Origin of the sequence: Sphingobacterium sp. UBA7625 (assembly GCF_002484085.1) — a bacterium.
GTDB lineage: Bacteria > Bacteroidota > Bacteroidia > Sphingobacteriales > Sphingobacteriaceae > Sphingobacterium > Sphingobacterium athyrii.
This window is the reverse complement of the sequence record NZ_DLJD01000011.1, coordinates 1-19735: the sequence shown is the minus strand read 5'-3', so window position 1 is coordinate 19735 and position 19735 is coordinate 1. Positions and strand designations below refer to the sequence as shown.

Below are 19735 nucleotides of genomic sequence, written 5' to 3'. Positions count from 1 at the left end.
AACAACAAGATCAATGATAACAAGGAAAATAACATAGAATTCCTTACTTTTGTATTCCTTAAAAATTTGAATATAAAATTTAAAATGAGCATAGCGAAAACTTACAATCCAAAAGAAGCTGAAGAAAAATGGTACAGCTATTGGAAAGCGAACGGATTTTTCCGGTCTACTCCTGACGAACGTGAACCTTATACGATTGTAATGCCGCCACCGAATGTCACTGGCGTATTGCACATGGGTCATATGCTGAACAATACCATTCAAGACGTTTTGATTCGCCGCGCACGTATGCAGGGTAAAAACGCTTGTTGGGTACCGGGGACTGATCACGCCTCCATTGCCACTGAAGCTAAGGTCGTCGCTATGTTAAAGGAGCAAGGCATTGATAAAAAATCCCTATCGCGTGAGGATTTTTTAAAGCATGCTTGGGAATGGAAAGAAAAGTACGGTGGCATTATCTTAAAGCAACTGGAAAAACTAGGCGCTTCCTGTGACTGGGACCGTACCCGTTTTACCATGGATCCTGAATTGTATCAATCAGTAATCCGTGTATTTGTTGACCTTTACAATAAAGGATTAATCTATCGTGGTTACCGCATGGTTAACTGGGATCCAGAAGCAAAAACCAATATTTCCGACGAAGAAGTTATTTACAAGGAAAAGAACGGTAAATTATACCACCTGAAATATCAGGTTGAAGGAACGGACAAATATATTGTCGTTGCCACAACCCGTCCAGAAACAATCTTTGGTGATACAGCTGTATGTATCAATCCAAATGACGAACGTTATACCTGGTTAAAAGGAAAACAGGTAATCGTACCGATTGTAGGCCGTAAAGTGAATATCATCGAGGATGAATATGTGGATCTTGAATTTGGTACGGGTTGCCTTAAAGTAACTCCGGCGCACGATATCAATGACTACGAACTCGGTAAAAAGCATGATCTGGAATTTGTGGATATCTTTACAGACGAAGCAAAGTTAAATGACAACGGCTTACATTATGCCGGTATGGATCGTTTCAAAGTCCGTAAAGAGATTGAAAAGGAACTTGAAGAAAAGGGATTGCTGGAGAAAGTAGAGAACTATACCAATAATGTCGGCACATCGGAAAGAACCGGTGCGGTTATTGAACCAAAAATCTCCAACCAATGGTTCCTGAAAATGGAAGACCTGGCAAAACCTGCCCTGGATAATGTCATGGACGATACCATTAAATTCCATCCAACGAAATTCAAAAATAGCTACCGCAACTGGATGGAAAATGTAACAGATTGGAACATTTCAAGACAATTGTGGTGGGGACATCAAATACCTGCTTATTTCTATGGTGATGGTAACGATGATTTTGTCGTTGCACAGACCGCCGAAGAAGCGCTTTCACTGGCACAGCAAAAATCGGGCAATGCGGGTCTAACACTTGCAGATCTACGTCAGGACGAAGATGTGCTTGACACCTGGTTTTCAGCTTGGTTATGGCCAATTTCGGTATTCAATGGTATCAATGAACCTGAAAATGAAGAGATCAACTATTACTACCCAACGCAAGATCTAGTCACTGCACCGGATATTATTTTCTTCTGGGTAGCACGTATGATCGTATCGGGTTACGAATTCCGTGGACAATTGCCTTTTGAAAATGTTTATTTCACTGGTATTGTCCGCGACAAGCTAGGCCGCAAGATGTCAAAATCTTTAGGTAATTCACCTGATCCGATTGATCTAATGAATGAATATGGTGCCGATGCAACACGGATGGGCATGTTATTGACAGCTCCTGCAGGGAATGACCTGCCTTTTGATGTTGAGCTTTGTGTCCAAGGCCGTAACTTCGCCAATAAGATCTGGAATGCTTTCCGTCTGGTAAAAGGCTGGGAGATTACCGATGCTCCGGCTTCGGAATCCGATAAAATTTCCGCGTCATGGTTTGAGGCAAGATTCAACCAGGCATTGGCTGAAATTGAAGAAAACTTCAAACACTATCGTTTATCAGATGCCCTGATGACAACCTATAAATTGGTCTGGGACGATTTCTGTGCCTGGTATCTTGAATTGGTCAAACCGGCTTATGGTTCACCTATCGCTTCGGAAACCCTAGACACAGTAACATCTTTCTTTCAACGTGTGTTGAAGTTGGTACATCCGTTTATGCCTTTCTTAACGGAGGAACTGTGGCATGATGAACTGTTCGGTGCAAAAGAAGAGAAAGACTGTATCATTGTTGCTGAATTCCCAAAAGTCAGCGCTTTTGAGGAGCAGGTTATCAAAGATTTTGCGGTAGCGCAACAAATCATTTCCGAAGTGCGTAATATTCGCAACTCAAAAGGCATTTCTCCAAAAGTAGCATTACCGCTGGCGATTAATCAACAATCTGATATTGATCTTGGGCAATATATTGCCATCATCACAAAAATTGCCAACCTGGAGTCGGTCACTTTTGTGACTGAAAAAGTAGCCGGCGCAACAAGCTTCCTGGCAGGAAAAGATGAATGCTATGTATTATTGGAAAATAATGTCGACGTCGATGCTGAGCGTGAGCGTATCGAAAAAGAGCTGGATTACCTGAAAGGATTTCTAGTGTCTGTAGACAAAAAGCTTTCAAACGAGCGCTTTGTACAAAATGCAAAACCTGAAATCGTTGAAAACGAAAAAAGCAAGAAGGCAGACGCAGAAACTAAAATTAAGATCCTTCAAGAAAGCTTAACAGCTTTAGGTTAAAACCCATAATATCCTGATTTTTCAAAGTCCCGCGAAGCACGCGGGACTTTTTTTTGAGGTGCACTTTCCTGTCCGTTTATGGCTTGGTAGAATCGTACTCCTTTTATATGCTAGCTTTATTGTTGATTTTTAACTTTATACGGATTCCTGTAAAAAAATGAATAACTTTATAAGAACGAACTTAAATTATATCATTATGGGATTCAAGGAAACATTTCAAATCAACGGAGAAAACCTCTTACAAAAGATCAAAGAAATCATTGCAGAGGGTAATGTAAATAAAATCAGTATCTCGGACAAGCATGGTAAAGAAATCATGAGTTTTCCGATTACAGTTGGCGCGATCGGACTGATCCTGGCGCCGGTATTTGCCGCAATTGGCGCCGTGGCAGCCTTGCTCACCGAATGCACAATTACGGTAGAACGCAATAGCGAAAAGAAGGAAGAGGATAAAAAGGATGGTCCCTCAGAACCACCGACAACGATCACTGTCAACTAATTTGACCTTAAAAATTTACGATCATGAAAATCCTAAAGAATATTGTTTGCGTTTTGTTTGGTCTGCTTTTTATGAATGCAGGCTTAGATAAAATCCTTCATTATATGCCTATCCCACCAATGGACATGGACATGCAAAAGGTATTTGAAGCTTTCGGCACAATAAAATGGTTGTTGCCCCTTGTCGGTGTTATCGAAATCATCGGTGGATTGTTATTTCTGTTTCCTAAAACAAGAACTGTTGGTGCACTGGTTATCCTGCCAATACTAATTGGTATTTTTACGCATAATATGGTTTTTTATAGCCAACAGGGATTAATTATCTGGGCCGTACTTTTCGTCATTTGGCTATGGGTCGTATTTGAAAATTGGGGGAAATACAAAAAACTGATGGCGTAATTGTCCTGTTCGTCCAAACAAAAACGACAGGATCCTGTCAGGGAGAAATTCCTATTGTTAAGAAATTGATAGGGATTGTATGTTTTTGTTAGTATAAAATTAAAAAATAAAAAACTTTATACTCCAAAAATGGTTTGGTCAATTATTTGATGGGTTTATAGAATACCTCCTCGATAGCAGGGAATTTAGCGGGAGATGGAGGACGGTTCAAGGTTTACATATGCGTATATGTAGCGCAAATTAAACGTTATGTAGCAGAAATTAAACTTGCATATACAAGCAAATTTATCTTAGTTTGCTGAAATGGCGGGGATATAACTTAATATCTGAAAAACTTTGCAAACTTTTTTCCGTTTTAGTTTTTATTAATAGATACTTAAATCAAATTATACGTTGAACAGATTTACCCGAATTGCATTCAAAACAATATTGTGGATTATTGGAGTAATAATTGCGCTGATTATTCTAGTTGTATTTTTAATCCGGATACCCGCCGTTCAAAACTATATTGCCGGAAAAGTAACGCATTATGTCGAAGGGAAAATAGGCACTCCGGTTAAAATCGGTTACATCAATATTGATTTTCCGAAAAAGTTAGTGTTGCAAGATATCTATATGGAGGATCAGAGCAAGGACACGCTCGTTGCTGGAAAAAGTATTGCGGTGGACATCAACATGCTCAAGCTTCTGAAAAACACTGTAGAAATCCAAAGTATCGAAGCGGAGGGGATCACTACAAAAATTCGAAGAACATTGCCTGACAGTTCCTTTAATTTTGATTATATCGTCAAAGCATTTGCCTCCGAAAAGGAAAGTAAACCTACGGCAGATACCACTTCTGCCCTCATTTTTAATCTGGACAAGGTAAAGCTTGATAAAGCTCATATCGTTTATGCTGACGATGTTATTGGAACAAGCGCTGATGTATATCTGGGCACGCTAAATACCAATATTAAAAAATTTGACCTGACCAAAAATATGGCCTTCAACCTACCGAAGGTAAAAATAGACGGTTTGAATGCGACCGTAAAACAATGGAAACCTGTCGTGGACGGTACTGCTCCATCGGTCGAAGATTTTGGCATTACGGACAAAACCGCACAAACCACTACCCTTCTTCCGGATGTGGGAATACAAATTGCCGACCTTGCCAATATCCTTGTCCGCTATGAGGATCAATCCAGCTCGCTTAAAACAAAGTTTAACATCAAAAATCTAAGAGCAGATATCAACAAGATTGATTTAAACAAGGAGCTAGTTGATATTCAAACCATCCAGCTCGATGGCTCCGACAATGAGGTGCTCTTTGGAAAAATAGCGAAGAAAACACAGCCTACGCCTACGGGCAATACCCAAACGGATACCACAAAAATCAAGTGGATCGTCTCTGCCAAAGACATCACGATCAATAATACTGCTCTGGCTTATCGGGATGACAATCAGGCCCGCATGAAAGGCTTTGATTATTTCAATATTAAAATTCCGGGGATAAAAACCAATCTAACCGACTTATATTATAGTGCGGACTCCATTAGTGGGTCACTAAACGAGCTGACCGCATCCGATCACTCAGGCTTGGTTATCAAACAGCTCAAAGGTGAATTCAAGTATACAAATACCGGGGCAGAAATTAAAAACCTCTACGCGGAAACACCGCGCACGCTTATTCGGGATTACTTCAAAGTAACCTACCCATCCCTGGATATCATTACCAAAAAACCGGAATTGATCTATGTGAATGCGACGCTTAAAAAGAGCCATGTCGATATGCGCGACATTTATTACTTTGCTCCTTTCCTTGATACGATGCAGGTCATGAAACCCTTGATGGACAAAAAGTTCAATATTGATGGACGCGTGATCGGCAAGTTAAACGACCTCAATATTCCTAATATTGATTTCCAGACCCTATCCAATACGCGGATAATCGCCAGTATGCGACTGAAAGGATTGCCAAATGTGGATAAAATGTCCATGGACCTGAATCTGAAAAAATTAACCACAGGACGTTCGGATATTGAAAAACTCGTTGCGAAATCCATGCTTCCAGCTAATATCGAACTGCCAAATACGATCGGACTAACAGGTACCTTTAAAGGCGGTATGACTGCTTTTGACACCAATCTCTCACTGGTGACCGAAAAAGGAACAGCAAAATTTGACGGTAAAGTCAGCATGGCAAACAGAGATACCAGCTATGATGCTCTTGTTAGCATACGCGATTTTGATATTGGGAAGATCATGAAAATGGACAGTACCTTAGGGATACTTTCCTTTGAAGGAAAAATAAAAGGACATGGCACGGATCCCAAGAAACTTGTCGCCAATTTCGATGGTAAAGTAAACCGCATGGATGCCATGGGCTATCGGTATCAGAATATCGATATGAACCTCACTGCAGACAAAGGTGATATCAAAGCATCGGTCGTGAGTCCTGACCCCAATATTAAGCTGAAACTGGATGCCACGGCCAATATGAAATCCAAGTATCCCCAGGTGGATTTTGAATTGATGGTGGATACCATCAACCTCAAAAATCTGAAGTTAATGGCGGATGATTTTAAATACCATGGTAAGATGGTCGGGCATTTTACTTCAGCTGATCCAAACTTTCTCAATGGGGAGGCACATATCACCAACTCATCGATTGCCTACAACGATGCCTATTATTCTTTGGACAGTATTTCCCTGATTGCAAAATCGGATACATCCAGAAATTTGTTGCTTCTTAAATCTGCTTTTTTCAATGCCCACTTGGTCGGGAAATATAAGATTCTAGAGCTACAAAATGCCATTCAGGATATTTTACAAGTTTATTATCAACCTGGAAAACCTGTAAAGGTACCACCTTATGAACCACAGAACATCGAGTTTTCAGCACAATTGACCCGGACCAAATTTGTACAGGATTTTGTTCCGGAATTGACAGAAATGAAAGATATCACCTTAGATGGAATGTTCAATAGTGCGACGAAAACCATATTGGCCAAACTGGATGCCCCTAAAATAATCTATAACGGAACAGAAATAAATAACGTTACCCTGGATATCAACACCTTGGATAGCACCCTTTATTATTCTGCTCTGATCAATAAGATCAAGGTCAGTAATATTGAACTAGTCAATACCGTGTTTAGTGGTAAGGTCATCCAGAATAACCTGGATTTCGGCTTATGGATCAAGGATAAGAAAGAGAAGGAACAATATCATTTAGGTGCCAATATGCGCGTGGACAATGGGGCTTTTGTCTTTAGTCTACTCCAGGACGGACTCATGCTGAACTACGACAAATGGACCGTAAATCCGTCCAACGTGCTCAAATTTGGAAGTACGGGGATTCAGGCAAAAGACTTTGTCCTGAGCAACAAGGGACAAGAATTGAGTATCTCTTCGCAGGACAGCGTTTTGAATTCGCCTGTCAATATTTCCTTCAATAATTTCCGTATTGAGACTATAAGTAAAATGCTCGAAAGCGATATTATGGATCTGGGTGGTGGCATCAATGGGCAGGCTACGATATCACGACTGGAAAGTAATCCTGTATTTGTTTCGGATCTGGTCATCGATAAATTCTATGTCGGAAAAGATACCGTTGGAAACGTGAACATCAAAGTCAATAATGAAAAAGAAAATACCTATAATGCAAACATCAGTATCAGCGAAAATGGCAACAACGTGGTGTTAAGCGGGGATTTTATCAGTCCACCGAAAGGAGAATCGAGTCTGGATTTCACCTTGGATATTCAGCCATTGACCATGCAGACTGTGCAAGCATTTAGTTTGGGCTATCTGAAGGAATCAAAAGGAAACCTCGAAGGTCAATTAAAAATAACAGGCTCCCCTTCCAAACCGCTTATAGCTGGCGATGTCAAGTTTAAAGATGCTCAATTTAACATTGCAATGCTCAACGCCCTTTTCAAAGCAAAAGATGAGACAGTTCATTTTCATAATAGCGGGATCAGCTTTCCAAAATTTGCATTGGAAGACAAAAAAGGAAATATCGCTAAGGTGACGGGTTCGATCGATACAAAAACCTATACTGATTTTGATTTTAATCTCAACGTCAATACCGACAATTTTGAGGTGTTAAACTCTACTCAGACAGACAACGACATGTTCTATGGCAAGATGTACCTAACCTCCAATCTGCGGATCAGAGGAAACCTAGATAAGCCTGTTGTCGATGGAACAATTAAAGTACTTGACGAAACTGACTTCACCTTTGTCATGCCTAATGAAAACCCGGGGATGGCTGACCGCAAAGGGGTGGTCGAATTTGTTGATAAGAGTGATACAACCCGTGCGAATATATTTGCCAAGCTGGATTCGATGACCGTTACCAAATTGACAGGAATGGATGTGGATCTGAACCTGCAGACGGACAAAGAGGCTAAATTTAAAATCCTTCTGGATGCAGGCTCGCAGGATGCCCTTAATATCCAAGGTCAGGCGGAATTAAATGCCGGCATAGATGCCAGCAGTAAAATTACTTTGTCCGGAACATTTACTGTAGACAAAGGGAGTTACTCATTTAGCTTTGGTCCAGTGAAAAAAGATTTTACTTTTCAAAAAGGAAGTACCATCACCTGGAATGGAGATCCCTTGGATGCACGACTGAATATCACAGCAGCATATACGACCAAAGCACCTACCTTGGAATTAGTCGCAACGCAATTGGGTTCGGAAAACTCAAATCTGTATAAACAACGTGTACCATTCAACGTATTGCTAAAAATTACGGATAAGCTGTTCCAGCCGCAATTGGGTTTTGACATTGATTTGGATGAGAACAACTCTATTGTGTCTCAAGATGTGGTCAGTAAAGTAAATAATGCATTGACTACCCTCCGCGAAAACCCGTCAGAACTTAATAAGCAGGTATTCTCACTCATTGTATTGGGAAGATTTATGTCAACTAATCCATTTGAAAGTTTATCCGGAGGTGGCGGCACAGAAGCCATTGTCAGAAATAGCATCAGTTCGTTTTTGAGTGGACAGTTAAATCGTTTGGCTTCAGAATTAATTACGGGTGTAGAATTGGATTTCAACTTGACTTCTGAAGAGGACTATACTACCGGGGCTGGGCAGACAAGGACAGATCTGAATATCGGTGTCTCAAAAATGCTCCTCAATGACCGGTTAAAAATTACGATAGGTTCCAATTTTGAAGTTGAAGGCAATACCCGTCCTGGCGAAGCATCCAATAATATCGCTGGCGATATTCAATTGGATTACCAACTTTCACAAGATGGCCGCTATTTTGCCCGTATGTATCGTAAAAACCAATATCAGGTGACCCTTCAAGGGCAATATGTGGAGACCGGTATCGGATTCATTATTAATATGGATTATAATAAGTTTAAAGAGATATGGATGAGTTCAAAAAAACTCAAAGAGTACTATGATACCGACAGCAAAGGGTTTAGAAAACGCTTTAATGTGGAGCGGATGGAGACCGACTCGGTCTATCGGGATAGTGTACGTACAGTGATTAGAGACAGTTTGATGCTCCATAGCCCTGCATATCGAAAACGTATTGAAGAACGCGAAAAAGAAAAACGTAAACAAGAATTGGACTCAAGCAAGAATGCACCAAAAAATCAGGGTCCAAAAACAAATTTAGATACGATCAGAACGACTGCGATTAAAAATGAAGATGAGGAAAGGAGTTATCATGCGAGCTAAGCTGAAATTTGCTATCGGAATATTGACACTGACTACGATCATGGCATCCTGCTCTTCTACCAAGAATTTGAAAGAAGGGGAAAGCCTGTATGTCAAAGGCAATGTCATTATAGATTCAGACACCATTTCAAAAGAGAACAAGGAAAAACTTTCGACCTATCTCCAGTCGTCCTTGATGCCAAAACCCAATAAACGTCTGGCGGGTGTCCCATTTAAGCTATATTTTAACAATATGGCCGGAGATTCCGCTAACAAAAACATGATCAAAAGATTCTTCAAGAAAATTGGAGAAGAACCCGTACTGTTGAGCGACGTTAACCGTGAGTACAATGAAAATCTGCTACGTAACCGCATGGAGAACATTGGCTTTTTCAATGCCGAGGTTAGATCAGACACCCTGGTTGAAGAAAAAAAGGCAACTATCAATTATACGGCTAAACCGAATCTGATCTATAGGATACAATCGGTCAAGTTTGACATAGATAGCACTAGCCAATTGGGGCGGGATATTCTTTCATCTTCGGACAAAAGCTTACTCCAGATCGGGAAAAATTATAGTCTTGATGTTATTCTGAATGAGCGCGACCGTATTGACAATGACCTTAAGAACAAAGGCTACTACTATTTTAGTCCGGATTATATTTTGGTGGAAGTCGATAGCTCACATCGAAATAATCGGGTAGACATGTATGTGACTGTGAAAAAAGAGACCCCTGCGCAAGCAAAGGTTCCGTCTAAAATCAATAAGATCTATATTTTCCCCAACTACACAGAAACCAGTTCGGGCTACCAGCGATCAACGCGCAATGCCGAACTCTTTGACAGCAGTTACTATTTTATTGATCGAAGGCATACCTTTCGCAAGCCGGTCATTGCCAACCATATTTTCTTTAAGCCGGGAGATGTCTATAACCGTACGGCACACAATCAGACAATCAGCCATTTGGTAAACCTGAATAGCTGGAAATTTGTGAAGAACAATTTTGTCGATAGCAAGGAAGTCCCTAATGCACTGGATGTATACTATTATCTAACGCCACTCCCCAAAAAATCATTGCGGGTAGAACTATTGGGCAAAATGGCATCAGTCTACAACGGTACAGAGGTCAACGTCAACTGGACGTTGCGCAATGCATTTAAAGGCGCTGAGCAATTGAGCTTTAACGTCTTTGGCGGATATGAAACCCAGACTGGGGGAAATGCGGATCTAAATTCCAGTTATTACCGCTACGGAATGGAAGCTACAGTAACTTTTCCAAGGATACTCTCTCCTTTCGGGCATATCAATCCTTCGCGTCGTTTTATTCCCAAAACCTATGTGAAAGGCCGATACGAATTCTTGAACCGCCGCAAGGCATACACCCTCAATTCCATTGCATTGGATTATGGCTACATCTGGCAGGAATCGGAAGAAAAGCAGCATGATTTGGCTTTACTGGAAATTACCTATGTACAGCCGAAAGGCATTTCGGAGACTTACCAAAAGCAAATGGATACGATCCCTGCTTTGCGGCATGCGATCGATCCCCAGTTTACGATCGGACCAAATTACAACTTCACGTTCCAGAATACGATGAAGCAGCATTTGAAGAATACGTTCTATTTCAAAGGAAATCTAGACCTGTCGGGAAATATCCTCGGTCTGATCAAGGGAGCGGATTTTAATAAAGGCAAAACCTTCAAGTTATTCGATGCATACTTCTCTCAGTATATCAAAATAAGCGGTGACGGAAGACATTATCTTAAGCTATCGGAGAATTCACAACTGGCCTCAAGGGTGAGCCTCGGTCTGAGTTATTCCTATGGAAACTCGCGTTCCCTTCCCTATTTGAAACAATATTATGTCGGCGGTCCAAACAGTATCCGTGCTTTCGGCGCCCGCGCTATTGGTCCGGGAACCCTTGCTCCGGAAAAACTGAGCAATGGCCTGTTTTATGCTGATCAAACCGGTGACATCAAATTGGAATTGAATACCGAATACCGGGCTAAGCTGGCTGGTTTTGTACATTGGGCAGCATTTATTGATGCCGGTAACGTCTGGTTGCAACGTGAAGATGTCAACAAACCCGGAGCCAAGTTCAGTAAAAACTTTCTAAATGAACTTGCCGTAGGTGGTGGCGCCGGCTTACGTTTTGACTTTACTTTCCTAATTGTACGGACGGATTTTTCGATTCCCTTCCGTATCCCTTACTTACCAAAAGGAGAACGTTGGGTATTTAAAGATATCGATTTTGGCAGTTCGAAGTGGCGAAAAGATAACCTGATGTTCAATTTAGCTATTGGATATCCTTTCTAAACCAAAATCAAGTTATTCCCGTGAAATTGATTGATTTACTGATAATAATTCATTAAATTCAAGCATTATTTACTAATCCACATTAATGCTCATGAAATATCCATGCAAAAGAACGGTACAAGCATTCGTGAAAATGGACTGGATATTCCATATGCCCATAATAAACAAATAATTTACATATGAAAGTAACTATTGTTGGTGCTGGAGCTGTAGGCGCAACTACAGCAGACAATTTAATCCGTCGAAATGTCGCCGAAGAGATTGTATTATTGGATATCAAGGAAGGATTTGCGGAAGGAAAAGCGCAAGATATGGCGCAAACGGCGGCTCTATTAGGATTTGAATCCAAAATCAAAGGTGTAACCAATGATTATCTGTCGACTGCGGGCTCCACTGTTGCTGTCATCACTTCTGGTATTCCCCGTAAACCGGGAATGACCCGTGAGGAATTGATCGGAACAAATGCAAATATCGTCAAATCAGTGGTAGAAAATTTAGTAAAACACTCTCCCGATATCATTATTGTTATTGTATCGAACCCAATGGATACGATGACTTATCTTGCGCTCAAATCGAGTGGCTTGCCTAAAAATAGGATTATCGGAATGGGAGGAACATTGGACTCTGCGCGCTTCAAATATCAATTGAGTGAAAAATTAAATGCTTCGGCGGCGGATCTCAACGCCATTGTCATTGGTGGCCATGGTGATACCACCATGATTCCGTTGATCAAGCACTCCACGTGGAACAGCATTCCGGTCAGCAACTTCCTTACGGCCGAGGAGCAGGCAGAGGTCGTCCATAAGACGATGGTCGGTGGGGCCACATTAACCAGTCTGATTGGCACTTCAGCTTGGTACGCCCCTGGTGCCGCAACCGCTGCGGTCGTGGAAAGCATCGTGCGCGACCAAGGTAAATTATTCACTGCTTCCGTTTACCTCGAAGGGGAATTTGGACAAGAAGACATTAACCTGGGTGTTCCGGTTATCATTAACAAAAAAGGATGGGACCGTATTATTCCATTGCAGTTGGATGAGGAGGATAAAGAAAAATTCAGTAAGAGTGCCGACGCGGTACGCGCCATGAATAACGTATTGAAAGAAATCAACGCATTATAATTGGTATAGACAAACGAAAAAAAAGGCTGTTATTTTAAAATGACAGCCTTTTTTGTCATATCCCGACCGGACGCCCCCACGCTACAGTTCGCCATTAAAAGAATAGATTATTTATCCGTTACCATCTATCTGACAGATGACAACCTAAATTTACCTTCGAGGTGAAGATAATAAGCCGGCGTCAAAATTTTTTTTAATTAAATTTTTGGCTATGTTTGGGAATATGACGAAAGTACCATTTCAAATCTTGGATCTTCAGGGGCAAGGAACGCATATTCTAGTTGATGTAACGCTATACGAACGCAATTTTAAAATGGTGATCGACACGGGGGCATCCAAAACTGTATTTGACAAAACCCAGATGGCACATCTTCTGGAAGATCAGTTGCTGCTGGAGCCATCAGAAACCCTTTCAACAGGTCTCGGTACCAATTCCATGGAGAGCTTTACAATGGAAATCCCTAGCCTGGCGATCGGCACCTGGCGAATCAACAAATTAAAAACCGCAGTATTGGACTTAAGTTCCATCAATTATGCCTACGGGCAAATGGAACTTGATCCCGTCATTGGGGTGTTGGGGGGTGATATTTTTGCCGACTATGGTGCCGTCATTGATTACGCCAAGCAAACATTACGCTTACGCGACCGAAAAATCAAGAGTAAGTAAGCCGCCCGCTTGCTGTAGCAAAATCTCATTACTAACTACGCAATACTAGAATTTAAAAAGCCTTTTGTGAATATGTAGACGAAGGTAAGTATAATAGAGGATAGCGATCAATATCCCCAATCCCCCCATGGTATATAAAGTCGCCCTTAAACCACAATAACTGGCCAGGGAGCCGATCATCAATGTTCCTATCGGAAAAATTCCCTGGAAGGCCATGACATAATATGAAATAGCCCGGGCCCGGTATATCGGTATGGCATGGGTCTGAATATACGTATTGATGCTCGAGTTCTGCATCATCATTGCAAAGGAAACCAGCATGACATAGACGAGCGCCATCTGCAACATGCTCGAATGAGCAAGGAAGAGCAAGGCCAATCCCATCAATGCAGCAGCCCCCATCACCTGATACCGTAGGTTTGATCCTGACTTCAAGCGAGCCATATTAAATGCACCGATCATGGCTCCCAATCCAGCCGCACTTTCAAACCAGGAGAATGTGCGTTCATCCCCATGGAACATTTCTTTTGCTATGGCCGGTAAGAGCGAGGTATAAGGGATCACAATCAAACTGGAGAACGTCATGATAATAATCAAGGAGGAGATATGTGGCGAACGCTTGAGGTAGCGGAACCCCTCAACCAAGCCTTCCCAGTTGCTCCCTTTACTGAGTTGGCCTTTGGTTTCATCCACCTGCATCATTAACAAGGTAATGATAACCGGTACAAAACTGATAAAATTCAATGCGAAACAGACCAATTCGCCATAAGTACTGAGCAAAATGCCCCCAATCGCAGGTCCCAGCATCCGCGCAGCGTTAAAGATGGTGGAATTGAGTGCAATCGCATTTGGCAAGTCCTTACGGTCACCGACCAGATACATCATCAACGACTGCCTGCCGAGCACATCAAAGGAGTTGATGACCCCTTGTATCAGACCAAGGACCGAGAGCCACAGGACACTCTCCCACTTGAGATAAACCACCAAAGTGAGTATACCGGCCTGTATCATCAGGCCGATCTGCGTCAATAATACCAATTTGTATTTTTTGTGCTTATCGACGAAGCTTCCGATAAAAGGCGACAACACCAACGAGGGCAATAGGGAAATAAACTGAACGAAACCCAACCAAAACACAGAACTTGTCAGTTCATACACTAGCCAGCTGATCGCTATCCGCTGCATCCAAGTTCCCATCAGGGAAATTGCTTGTCCTATAACATGTAAACGGAAGTTTCTATAATGGAGAGACCTAAAAACCTGCATATTGAAAGATAATACTATAAAAGTATAACAAAAAAGAAAGAGAAGAGATTCTAATTTGCAAAAATAATGATGCAATTCATTGAAATCAATGTGTAATACTGGAATATAATCAATAACTTTGCACCTATTATTTCGAACGTTAAAATAATCAAATAATTATCATTCAATAACATACACAATGAAATTTTTTATTGACACAGCGAACCTAGAGCAAATCAAGGAAGCCCAAGATTTAGGCGTATTAGATGGTGTAACGACCAATCCAAGTTTAATGGCTAAAGAAGGTATCAGCGGTGATGAGAACGTAATCAACCACTACAAAGCAATCTGTGCTATTGTTGACGGCGACGTGAGTGCTGAAGTTATTTCGACTACTTATGAAGAAATGATCAAAGAAGGCGAAGCCTTGGCAGCTCTTGACAGCAAGATCGTGGTCAAAGTTCCTATGATCAAAGATGGTGTGAAAGCAATTAAATATTTCAGCGAAAAAGGTATTAAAACAAACTGTACATTAGTATTCACTGCCGGACAAGCTTTATTGGCCGCAAAAGCAGGCGCAACTTATGTTTCTCCTTTTATTGGCCGTTTGGATGATATCTCAACTGACGGGTTGGCATTGATCGAAGACATCCGTCTGATCTATGATAACTACCAATATCCAACGCAGATCTTGGCCGCTTCTGTACGCCATAGCGCACACATCTTAGGTTGTGCTAAAATCGGAGCAGATGTAATGACAGGCCCATTGTCGGCAATTTTATCTTTATTGAAACATCCTTTGACAGATAGCGGTTTAGCCACATTCTTAGCTGACCACGCAAAAGCTGCAGGTAAATAAAATAAGCTGTATTTCAGTATAGTTTTTAAACCGATAAGGGGAAGATGACAATATTCTTAACCTTATCGGTTTTCTTATGTGGATAAATTCCGTATTTTTGTGGTTGATCTAAGGTTTAACGAAGAAGTCCATGGAACAATCCAATACCGTATATCCAGAAATTCTGAAACGGAATAGCTTAAAAGTCACCCAGCCCCGGCTGAAGGTGCTTGAAATTATTTCAACAAAAGATTCGGCCATCTCCCAGCCTGAATTGGAGAAATTACTGGGTAAGGATATCGACCGTGTGACATTGTATCGTGTGCTGGCCAGTTTTGAGGAAAAAGGTATTATCCATAAGATCTTTGACCTACACGGTACCGCCACCTATGCCATGTGTTCCACCAACTGTTCCGAACACGACCACCATGACCAGCACGTGCATTTCATCTGCCGGATATGCAACTCGGTTTATTGCTTGGATGAAATTACATTACCAAAAGTTTCTATCCCCAATGGGTTCAGTCTGGAGGCGATTGCTGTAAACGCACTTGGCGTATGTAATCACTGTAAAAAATAAATCCACTGAACAACGACAAAACAATTTCCCGCTTGATCTGTCTATAATTTGGGAATCGGAATTACTCCGATTAGCTTGGCTATTATACGGGCAAATGCTGATTTTTTTGTACCTTGTAGGGGTAAGAGGTGGCCATGCAAATGCCCTTGGAGGCCAAAACAAATGCATAAAAATAACACGAATGAAGACTAGAAAAGAAAATCCCTATAAAGAAGTACTAACACAGCTGATTATTGATATTTTCGAAAAATCAGACAACAAACCGCTTAATTACAAGCAAGTTTCTTCCAAACTGAACCTGACAGACAACGATTCCAAAGTGGCTATTGCCGATATTTTGCAGGACAATGTCCGGAGCGGACTATTTGTCGAGGTTGAGCGCGGAAAATTCAACCTAAAGCAGCTTAAGGTATATGTGACCGGAAGAGTGGATATGACGGCTGACGGCTCTGCCTATATCATCCCAGACGATGAGTTTGAGAACGATATCTATATTGCACCCCGTAAATTAAGACAGGCCCTGCATGGGGATATTGTCAAAGTCCATACTTTTGAGAAAAGAAAAGGTGGTCGCAAAAAAGAAGGCGAAGTTGTCGAAATCTTACAACGGGCCAAAACCGACTTTACCGGAACGATCAGCATCTCAAATAATTTCGCTTTTTTTATCGCCGACGACCGCAAGATGCTCCACGATATCTTTATCCCATTGGATAACCTGAATGGTGCCAAGGACAAGGAGAAAGTCGTGGTTTCGATCATTGACTGGCCGAGTGGCAGTAAAAACCCCGTAGGAACGGTCAAACATGTCCTTGGGGTCAAAGGAGAAAACAACACCGAGATGAATGCGATCTTGGCGGACTACGGTTTCCCATTAGAATTCCCGAAAAAGGTAGAAGAAGAAGCTAATAAGATCACGGAGAAAATCAGCAAGGAAGAGATTGCCAAAAGACGTGATTTCAGAGGCGTCCCAACCTTTACGATCGACCCCGCCGATGCCAAAGATTTTGACGATGCCATATCGTTCCAAAAGCTGGAAAATGGCAATTACGAGATCGGTGTGCATATTGCCGATGTATCCCATTTTGTGATCCCGGATACTGAGTTGGACAAAGAAGCTTTTAACCGTGCGACATCCGTTTATTTGGTAGACCGTGTTATTCCAATGCTTCCGGAACGTTTGTCCAATGGCGTCTGTTCATTACGGCCACATGAAGACAAACTTTGTTTTTCGGCAGTATTTGAGCTGGATGACAAGGCTACGATACATGATCAATGGTTTGGCCGTACAATTATCCATTCGGACAGACGGTTTAGCTATGAAGAAGCACAGGAGGTCATCGAGACGAAATCCGGTGATTTCAGCCATGAAATTTTAAAATTAAATGAACTTGCTTATATCCTTCGTGAGCGTAAGTTTAAGAATGGAGCGATCGCATTTGAAAGTGAGGAAGTCAAATTCACCCTGGATGAGAATGGCAAACCTACGGGCGTATATACCAAGGTACGTAAAGATGCCCACAAGCTGATTGAAGACTTTATGTTGCTGGCCAACCGTAAGGTGGCCGAATATATCGGCAAGCAAGGTCGCGGTAAAAACAAATTAACGTTTGTGTACCGTTATCACGATGTACCAAACCCAGAGACCTTAACGACATTTTCGCAATTTGCCGCACGATTTGGTCACAAGCTGACCATTAAAACAGACAAGGAAACAGCAAAATCCCTCAATGCCATCATGACCAAGATCGAAGGTAGCAAGGAACAAAATATGCTGACTTCATTGGCGGTCCGCTCCATGGCCAAGGCCATCTATACAACGAAGAAAACGAGCCATTACGGATTGGCATTTGATTATTACACCCATTTCACCTCCCCTATCCGTCGCTACCCCGATGTGATGGTGCACCGTCTTTTGCAGTTCTACCTGGATGGTGGCACCAAGGTCAATGCCGAGCACTATGAAAAGATGGCAGAGCACTCTTCGCAGATGGAGAAAAAGGCAGCAGAAGCTGAACGTGCATCCATTAAATACAAACAGGCAGAATTCCTACAAGATCAGATTGGCACAGAATATACTGGTATCGTATCAGGTGTGACCGAATGGGGTATGTATGTGGAGATTCAGGAGAACAAGTGTGAGGGTATGGTACGCTTGCGCGATATCACGGATGATTTCTATGTACTGGATGAGAAGAACTATGCGATTATTGGCCAGCGGAAGAAAAAGAAATTCCAGCTGGGTGATGAGGTTCAAATCCGCGTAAAGAAAGTGGATCTAGATAAAAGGCAAATAGATTTTACGTTGTTGTCGTAGCGTCACAAAATAAAAAAGGAGAACTCATTCTCCTTTTTTATTTTGTAATTACTTTTGAAAATATTACGCTGTTTTTATTCAACCTCGCTAAATCTGAATACTTTCAAAAAGTTAGGATCAGCACCCTTAACGATCACTTTGCTACCTTCTTCCACTACTTTCCCATTATCTTCAATTTTCCAGGTGACGGTAAATGGTGTAGCTCCAAATTTAAACCCACTCATAGTTAAATCACCAACCTGAAACTTTTCCAATGATTTGAAAATGACCGTTTTTCCACCATTAAAATCATCGGTTCCCAATTTTACGAAATCATCAGTCACTTTCACACCATTTACGTTCCAGTCCACAAAAACACTGTTTGTTTTCATTCCGCTAATAGATACTTCAAAATTATCATTTTCAGCCTTTTTAAATTCTTTTGACACAGTAATTGTTGCCGTGATATCATGATCTTTGAAGTTCACCGGTTTTGGATCATCATCTTTTGAACATCCCACAAACGCAAGCGTCACAAGCGTTAATACCATTAAATACATCGATTTGATTTTCATAATTTGCATACTTTAATTTGTTTTTACTGTTAATTATCTGTCCGTGTTTGACAAACGTCTTGCCAAATAGATGCAAAAACACGCAAAAAGATCAATATACTGGAAAACCAGTAGAAGAATATTTTTTCGAAAAAAATACGGAATAACTAGTAATCAATAAGGTAAGAATAGTTTATGAATCATACATGGAGTCTGTCTATTTTCACGATCAGCTCAACAAGATTGCCCGTATTGTCCTTATTTGACAACATCATATTAACCCAGTAACAGCTGTTAAACTTGCGAGCGCAATATTATCACAGCAAATCTTACATATTATTGCGCTATCGCGAAAAAGAAAACATTCCGCACTGTGTTTACTCCATTTCGCCAAGTAAAACATGAATTCTGCGTCGTGTCGGAATGAGCCAAACCAGTGTCGAAGCTATTTTTCCATGTGGGGAAATGAAAATTCCACCTGACTAAATCATCCAGACCAAGGAAAAAACGGAACAGACAGGCGACTAAATCATTCCGACGCCTGACAAAACCATATCGTCACAAGGGAAAATGACTTAGTCGTGTGTCGAAATGATTTCGACAGGTGAGTAAATGAAAGTTCCACCCGACTAAATCATCTAGACGATGGAGAGTATAGAGAAGAAGGAGCGCGAACTTGTCAAACCACGAGGGGAAATGGCTCCGCCTCGGGGAAAAGAGAGCTGTCAGTGCGAAAAAATAATCTAAATTTTATACACTAACTATTTAATATTCAAAACGGAATCAGTATCTTTGCGAACTTAAAATAATTTAGGTATCAAATTTATAAACAAAAACAGGT

At 41.3% G+C, this 19735-nt stretch carries 12 protein-coding genes; 10 read left to right on the top strand and 2 right to left on the bottom strand.

The features are described 5' to 3' along the window. The first annotated feature begins 84 nt into the window (after positions 1-84). The 7 genes from B4G94_RS04250 (at position 85) to B4G94_RS04220 (ending at position 13384) form a co-directional block, all read left to right on the top strand. Positions 85-2721: a valine--tRNA ligase gene (locus B4G94_RS04250; RefSeq protein WP_286857309.1), complete on the top strand. Its 2637-nt coding sequence runs from the start codon at positions 85-87 to the stop codon at positions 2719-2721. 157 nt (positions 2722-2878) lie between these two features. After that, complete coding sequence (locus B4G94_RS04245) at positions 2879-3220, top strand: DUF4342 domain-containing protein (RefSeq protein ID WP_241254838.1); 342 nt, start codon at positions 2879-2881, stop codon at positions 3218-3220. 23 nt (positions 3221-3243) lie between these two features. Then, positions 3244-3618 (top strand): MauE/DoxX family redox-associated membrane protein, encoded by a 375-nt coding sequence (locus B4G94_RS04240; RefSeq protein WP_108636818.1) that lies wholly within the window; start codon positions 3244-3246, stop codon positions 3616-3618. Positions 3619-4011: 393 nt separating this feature from the next. Beyond that, positions 4012-9303, top strand: coding sequence for a translocation/assembly module TamB domain-containing protein (locus B4G94_RS04235; protein WP_286857305.1), 5292 nt, complete (start codon positions 4012-4014; stop codon positions 9301-9303). After that, positions 9269-11599, top strand: coding sequence for a BamA/TamA family outer membrane protein (locus B4G94_RS04230; RefSeq protein ID WP_286857304.1), 2331 nt, complete (start codon positions 9269-9271; stop codon positions 11597-11599). The genes B4G94_RS04235 and B4G94_RS04230 overlap by 35 nt, the downstream gene beginning before the upstream one ends. 179 nt (positions 11600-11778) lie before the next feature. After that, positions 11779-12717 carry a malate dehydrogenase gene (locus tag B4G94_RS04225; RefSeq protein ID WP_108636815.1) on the top strand — a complete coding sequence of 313 codons (939 nt, stop codon included), beginning with the start codon at positions 11779-11781 and terminating at the stop codon, positions 12715-12717. Positions 12718-12928: 211 nt separating this feature from the next. Further along, on the top strand, positions 12929-13384 hold the full coding sequence (locus B4G94_RS04220; protein WP_245935927.1) for a retropepsin-like aspartic protease: 456 nt from the start codon (positions 12929-12931) through the stop codon (positions 13382-13384). Between the two features lie 45 nt (positions 13385-13429). Here the strand turns inward: B4G94_RS04220 and B4G94_RS04215 are convergent, their stop codons facing one another. Beyond that, complete coding sequence (locus B4G94_RS04215; protein ID WP_108636814.1) at positions 13430-14650, bottom strand: MFS transporter; 1221 nt, start codon at positions 14648-14650, stop codon at positions 13430-13432. A gap of 178 nt (positions 14651-14828) precedes the next feature. On the opposite strand from B4G94_RS04215, the gene fsa reads away from it, so the two are divergent. From fsa to rnr, 3 genes are all read left to right on the top strand, one after another. Next, a complete protein-coding gene (fsa, locus tag B4G94_RS04210) occupies positions 14829-15488 on the top strand; it encodes a fructose-6-phosphate aldolase (RefSeq protein ID WP_286857301.1) in 660 nt (219 codons plus the stop codon). Positions 15489-15618: 130 nt separating this feature from the next. Beyond that, a complete protein-coding gene (locus B4G94_RS04205) occupies positions 15619-16047 on the top strand; it encodes a Fur family transcriptional regulator (protein WP_108636812.1) in 429 nt (142 codons plus the stop codon). Positions 16048-16228: 181 nt separating this feature from the next. Next, positions 16229-18361, top strand: a complete 2133-nt coding sequence (gene rnr, locus B4G94_RS04200) for a ribonuclease R (protein WP_108636811.1) — start codon at positions 16229-16231, stop codon at positions 18359-18361. 74 nt (positions 18362-18435) lie between these two features. Here rnr and B4G94_RS04195 read toward each other — a convergent pair whose 3' ends face one another. Then, on the bottom strand, positions 18436-18915 hold the full coding sequence (locus B4G94_RS04195; protein WP_286857298.1) for a hypothetical protein: 480 nt from the start codon (positions 18913-18915) through the stop codon (positions 18436-18438). Between the last annotated feature and the right edge of the window lie 820 nt (positions 18916-19735).